We start from the raw sequence: 6,363 nt of genomic DNA, 5'->3' as shown, positions 1-6,363 counted from the left end.
GCCTTCGGAGTGTTCATGCTTAGACAGTTCATGCTCGAAATTCCATATGCCTATATGGAAGCGGCCAAGATGGATGGAGCCGGTCATTTGCTGATTTTCTACACCATCATTATCCCCATGATTAAGCCGGGTCTGGCAGCCCTAGTCCTTCTTCTATTCGTTGACTATTGGAACATGGTGGAGCAGCCGATTGTTTTTCTGGAAGATCCGTTCAAGCAGCCTTTGTCCGTGTATTTATCCAGGATAATCGGCGAGCCGGGGATTGCTTTTGCTGCGTCAGTGCTCTATATGGCTCCGATGGTGCTGCTGTTTCTGTACGCGGAATCGTACTTCATAGAAGGTATTCAATTGTCTGGCCTCAAGGGCTAGTCCTGCGAAAAGTTTATAGGAGAGAAGAAAGGGGGAACGGGGTTGGAAAAGGAGCCGTCTGTATCTGGCCGAAAGAAAAGCATTCAAGTCGTATTCCTTGTTTTTATGGGATTACTTGTGTTCTTTTCGCTATTCAGCAATACCTTGCAGTCGTTAGCATTACCGAAAGTGAGAACGGAAAAGCCGGTGAAAGGGAGTCTTATATTTACATTCGAAGGCAGCGGCAGCCTACAACCGTTCTATGAGGCTAAACTATCGAATACGGCCGGGTGGAAAGTGCAGCAGATTCTCGTTAAAGGAAGTGATCATGTGAAAAAGGGGCAACCGCTCATCCGTTATGACAGCAAAGTGGCCGAACACGAGCTGGAAGACGCTATAACCAACCTGGACAAGCAAAACATCGAGCTTCAGAATGTGCAAGACCAGTTCATCCAGTCGACCATGGACGGGGACGACATCAAGATTCGAACGGCAAGGCGCGATCTTGAGACGAGAAAGCTCGATCTGGCTGCGCAGGAGCGCAAAATTAACGAATTGAGAGATGGGCTGGCAGCCCATAAGGAAATGAAGGCTCCGTTCGATGGCCTGATAACGAAGGTAAATGCTACGGAAGGGCTAGTTTCGGCGGGAGAACCGGAGATCCTTATCACGAACAGCAGCCTTGGCTATGGCTTCGATCTATCCGTTGATTCAACTCTTCTGTCCAGCTTAGGGATGTCGCCGGGAGAGAAGGTAGAGGTCGAAGTACACGCTGTTCAGGAACCCAATACGCGTATCATCAACGGCACAATTGATGAAATAGCGGATGCAGAACCTCGAACCGTAAGCTCCTCCGATGGAGAGGCAGGCAAGACGATAACAGTGTCTCAGAAGGTTCTTCGTGTGAAGGTTGTTGATTCTGAATTGAAGGGGGGTGAGCAGGTTCGAATCAAGCTCGAGAAGCGATCGCGTGAAGAGGGATGGATGATTTCGAATGAAGCCATTCATCAGGATCGGGACGGTATGTTTGTTTATAAATTGGATGAGATGAGGAATGCGTTGGGCAACGAATTCATTGTCCGAAAAGTCAGGTTACAATACAGCGAAAGAAATGGCAAAGAAACGATGCTTCAATCCGATAGCCTCTATGAGGAAGACATGATGATCTTGGAGAGCAGTGAGCCTTTACAAGATGGAAACCGTGTACGTCTGGAATAGTTAAGCATGCAGGAGAGAGAGAATGATAGGAGGATTCATACGATGAAGAAGTGTCAATCAATCATAATTATGAGTTTTTTAATGGCGGTAGCGACCGCGTGCAGTTCCGGAAGCCGTGATGACTCGGCGGCAAGCAAGGAAGTCACAGGATCAGGGTCGGCGAAGGGGAAAACCGTCGTTACGATGTCTTTACAAGCGACGAATCCTTATTACCAGACAGTAGAGAAGAAGTTTGAAGAAAAGTACCCTGACATCGACCTTCAAATTCAGTTTACGAATGATTATGAGAAATACCAGAAGACGACGAATGCAGCTCTGCTATCAGGAAAAGGGCCTGATATCTTCGAAATCAGCTCATTGCCGATCGGCGATTATATGGACAAAAAGCTTCTGCTGAACATGAGTGACCTCATGCAACAAGACCAAACAGTGAATAAAAGTGATTTGCAAACAAATGTGTTGAATGCCTTAAAGTTAAATGGCGGTTTGTATACGATTCCTTCCGGTTTCTTCCTGCGGGCCTTCGTAGGTGATGGAGACATTCTTGAAAAAACGAAGGTTGACGATAAGAATTGGACCTGGAAGCAGTTTGCGGAGACCTCGAAGAAAATGGGGCAAAGCGGCATGGAGCGACGTTACGCGTTAGCCAATGATCCACCAGAGATTCTTCTGCAAGAAATAATGGTCGATCATTACGCACAATTTGTTGATCATACAGCGAAAAAGGCAAAATTCGACTCCCCTTTATTCATCGAAGCGATGCAGCAAATTAAGAAAATGTATAATGACAAAGTCATGACCTCGGAACCTGCGGATGTAGGCAAGCAAATGTTCTATTCTACCGTCTTGCGATCACCCGTAGATTTTATAGATGGTTTGCATCAGTTTTTCGCCAATCCGAAGCTGCTGCAAAAACCCGAGCAAACAGGTGGAACCCGGATTGTCACCTCGTCTCAGCTTGCCATACAAGCCAAATCTCCAGTGAAAGAGGGGGTTTGGAAGGTGATTGCCTTCTTGTTATCGGAAGAGGGGCAGTCTCTACAAGAGAGAGAAGGCTTTTCGCTGCTGAAGTCTGTGAATGAGAAGAAATTAAACAGCATACAGGAACAGGTGAAAAGCGGTACGTACAAGCTGAAGGACGGGAAAGTGCCCAAGGTATCGGATGAAGAATTCAATAATTKCAAACAGCTCCTCAGTACAGCGGATAATTATCCGATGGTGGACGGCAGTGTGATTGCCATGATAGGGGATGAGGCTAGAGCTTTCTTTGGTGAGCAGAAGTCCGCGCTGGAAGTAGCAAAGCTGATCCAGAGCAAGGCAACAACCTTCTTGAACGAGTAGGGTCGTTTAATTGACGAAATAATCCCGCACAGGGCTGAGGGCTGCGGGGCTTTTTTTATCGCACCGCACCTTGGCTAACAGTGGTATAATCAGTTTTGTTGATCATGATCTCAAAGAAAGTAGAGGCAGAGAACAGATGATTACAAGGATGATCTATCGAGCGGAATGGCAAGAAGGGCAAGTATCTACGGGTGTAAAGGCTTTAGAACAAAGCGAACAAGCCAAACAACGCATCGAGCAACGGGAGCTGATGACGGCTGCTGCTTATGTGTGGAACAATAGTCTGTTCCTCTACTATGAGTGCATGGACTGCATGTTAAGTCCTGATGAGATTGCTGGTGCCGCAGTACCCTATCTTAAGGATTGGCCTGGGGGCTTGGATTCGCGCAAATGGATTCAAATGATTGATGTGTTCCACTTTAATGAGCCGGCGAGTAACGAGCACTGGCTGCGCAAGGAACAGGTAGAGAGGCGTGTCGGAAGAGTTGCGCATTTGAAACCTGAGATGATCAGCAGTTATATCTATTATCATTATCAGCTTCAAGAAGAGCGCGCGTTCACAGGCGACAAATACGAAATCATCGCGATGCACGAGAACCTTCTGTTTGGTTATCAAGAATTTCCAAAGGTAATAGAAGAGCCAGTTGTGCCGGGGCGGTTGAATACGAGAGGAACTCCCGAGAATTGGCAGGATTCACGCATGGATTTGCACTTCCAGCCTTGGGAAGAAGACGGATATCTATACTTTAAACCGATTGAACCCATCTTCGCGTATTACATTGGCGACTACAAATGAAGTAAGCTGCATGGAGGAATGACAACGTGGAACAACGTTTGGAAAAGTCCAAAAAGGTCTACGCCATGCAACTGGCTACGATATTTCTAGGCTTTATTGTGTTTGGCTTTTCAGAGAATATTAAAGGTCCCGCCATCCCGCGCATTCAATTCGATTATATGCTGAATGAATCGCAGCTTGGCACATTGCTGTCCCTCAACGCGCTGGGTTATCTCATCGCCTGTTCCTTCACGGCTTTTTTGACACGCCTATGGGGGATTAAAATTGTCAGTATTGCTGCCTTTGCCATAATGATCCTTTCAGGCTTTTTTATCTATGTTTCCAGTAGTTTTTCAATGTTTTCCTCCTCCTATTTTCTCATGTATATCGGCAACGGGATGCTTGAGATTGGACTCGCTATTCTGGGGGCGAGAATCTTCGTTAGAAATACGGGAACGATGATGAATCTCACGCACGGTTTCTATGGGCTCAGTTCCACGGTTGCCCCGTTGATTGCAACAGGGCTTATGACGGTAAACGTGTTCGGCTATACGCTCGATTGGCGCGGTATGTACTTGGTGATGCTTTCATTGTCGATTTTCCCTATTCTATTTGCTTTGCGCAGTTCGTTTCCCTCCGACGAGATCGCACATGAGGACCGAGTTTCTTTGAAAACACTAATGCGTGATCCGGTTCTGTGGTTTATGGTCTTGATTCTTTCTTCTGGCGTTGTGTCGGAGCTGGCTGTAGGTGGCTGGTTAGTTAATTTCTTAGAGAAGGCATACGAATGGGAAGCGGTTAAAGCGTCTGGCATGCTGTCTGCCTTTTTCCTCTGTTTTGCGCTGGCGAGGCTGATTTTGGGCCCTATTACAGATAAAATAGGATTCAATTTGTCCTTGATTATTTTCTCTGGATTTTCGGCGATATGCACGTTTGGTGCCATTCTGGGAGGGGAACCGCTTGCCTTTCTATTCGCAGCAGCGTACGATTCTTTCATAGTATGGAGAGGAGTTTTGAGGATGAGGCCGAAAGTTTTTCTCGCAAAGCGAGTTCCAAGTGAAGTAGAAGCGTACATAGCACAGTATTGCGATTATCGCAAATGGGACAGGGAAGAAGAAATCCCCCGTCAGCTTCTATTAGAAGAGCTGTCTGATATGGATGGACTCTTAATATCTGGTGGAAGCATTGATCAAGAATTGCTCAATCATGCGCCGAAGCTCAAAATCGTAAGCAATGTGTCGGTAGGCTACAACAATTTGAATACGGTGGCTATGAAAGCCAGAGGCGTTATGGGAACGCATACACCGGGCGTACTGGATGAAACAGTGGCGGATACGGTGTTCGGCCTAATTTTGAGTGCAGCAAGACGAATCCCGGAACTTGACGCATACGTGAAAGCGGGTCAGTGGAAAAAAGGAAGCGATGACCATATTTTCGGGATCGATGTTCATCATGCGAAACTCGGGATCATTGGCATGGGGCGCATCGGGGAGGCCATAGCTAGGCGGGCGAAGTTTGGTTTTAATATGGAGGTTATGTACTATAATCGCAGCCGCAAAGAGGACGCTGAGCAGAAGCTGGGCGTGGTTTACCGCTCGCTGCAGGATCTGCTTCAGGAGTCTGATTTTGTCGTGTTAATGACGCCGCTAACGCCAGAAACGACTCGTTTAATCGGCCGCGAAGAGCTGGCGCTCATGAAGCAAACCGCCTTCTTTATCAATACGTCCCGCGGGCAAACCGTTGATGAGGAAGCGCTCATTGAAGCTTTGGAAAAAGGAACTATCCGCGGAGCGGGCCTTGATGTTTTTGAGCAAGAGCCGGTAGACCCGGATAACAAGCTTTTGAAAATGCCCAATGTCGTCACCTTGCCGCATATCGGATCGGCCACTCATCAAACGCGTTTTGATATGGCGATGCTTGCCGCGAATAACTTGGTGAAGGGTGTTCAAGGGGAGGTTCCGCCGAACCTTGTCGCGGAGTTGAAGTAAACATAGAGAAGCCTGCATGCGGATTCCGTATGTCAGGCTTTTTTTTAGATATAAGAATTTAGGGGAACCCAAGGTTCTCCCATATTTATGTTTGGGGGAGGGGATTTTGAGCAAGAGAGATAAGTGCGTAATGCCTGCTCTACATTGTACAAAATGCATTATAGAGCGGCTAGCACAGCCCGGCAGTTGAGAAGTAGCTTTGACCCAGGGCCTCAAATAAACGTTTACCGGCATAAGTTTCTCTCTGCGCTTCGAGTATTTTGGCCTACGTTGCACTTTGTGCAACCATTTCAGGCTYTATYGGCTGCCACRGCCRGCTAYGTTGCACTTAGTGCAACCAKTTGCCCTCRAAAGCWAGTTTTCGGCGCTTTTCTAGCTATTTCATTGTACTTTATACAATGAAGACKAGCTCTTTGTGCGAAATGCCTGCTCTAYATTGCACAAARTGCAWTATARAGCRGCTAGCACAGCYCRGCAGTTGAGAAGTAGCTTTGACSTTGCTCCTAYARCTGCACCCTTTCACCCATCGCCTCAAATAAACGTTCACCGGMACCAGTTTCTCTYTGCKCYTCGAGTAATTACGGCCTACGTTGCACTTTGTGCAACCATTTGCCCTCGAAAGCAAGTTTTCGGCGCTTTTCTAGCTATTTCATTGTACTTTATACAATGAAGACTAGCTCTTTGTGCGAAATG

The 6,363-nt window shown here is 47.0% G+C and carries 5 protein-coding genes; all 5 read left to right on the top strand.

Annotated elements, in window-relative coordinates; translation table 11 throughout:
• On the top strand, positions 1-369 hold a 369-nt coding region (locus AC1DUA_RS23375), incomplete at its 5' end, for an ABC transporter permease subunit (protein WP_477502048.1).
• A 42-nt stretch (positions 370-411) separates the two neighbouring features.
• Positions 412-1,566, top strand: a complete 1,155-nt coding sequence (locus AC1DUA_RS23370; RefSeq protein WP_477502047.1) for an efflux RND transporter periplasmic adaptor subunit — start codon at positions 412-414, stop codon at positions 1,564-1,566.
• 42 nt (positions 1,567-1,608) lie between these two features.
• The gene (locus AC1DUA_RS23365; RefSeq protein ID WP_477502046.1) at positions 1,609-2,907 is read left to right on the top strand and encodes an ABC transporter substrate-binding protein; all 1,299 of its coding nucleotides are present in this window, start codon (positions 1,609-1,611) and stop codon (positions 2,905-2,907) included.
• 136 nt (positions 2,908-3,043) lie between these two features.
• Positions 3,044-3,703: a hypothetical protein gene (locus AC1DUA_RS23360; protein ID WP_477502045.1), complete on the top strand. Its 660-nt coding sequence runs from the start codon at positions 3,044-3,046 to the stop codon at positions 3,701-3,703.
• 65 nt (positions 3,704-3,768) lie between these two features.
• Positions 3,769-5,670, top strand: a complete 1,902-nt coding sequence (locus tag AC1DUA_RS23355; RefSeq protein WP_477502049.1) for an MFS transporter — start codon at positions 3,769-3,771, stop codon at positions 5,668-5,670.
• The last annotated feature ends 693 nt before the right edge of the window (positions 5,671-6,363 follow it).

The organism is Paenibacillus sp. 01T422 (genome assembly GCF_056398785.1).
The sequence above is the reverse complement of the archived record's forward strand: the minus strand, read 5'-3'. Positions and strand labels throughout refer to the sequence as shown.

Coding starts and splice junctions, on each gene's coding strand:
- AC1DUA_RS23360 (WP_477502045.1), top strand. CDS start 3,044: ATGATTACAAGGATGATCTATCGAGCGGAATGGCAAGAAGGGCAAGTA.
- AC1DUA_RS23355 (WP_477502049.1), top strand. CDS start 3,769: ATGCAACTGGCTACGATATTTCTAGGCTTTATTGTGTTTGGCTTTTCA.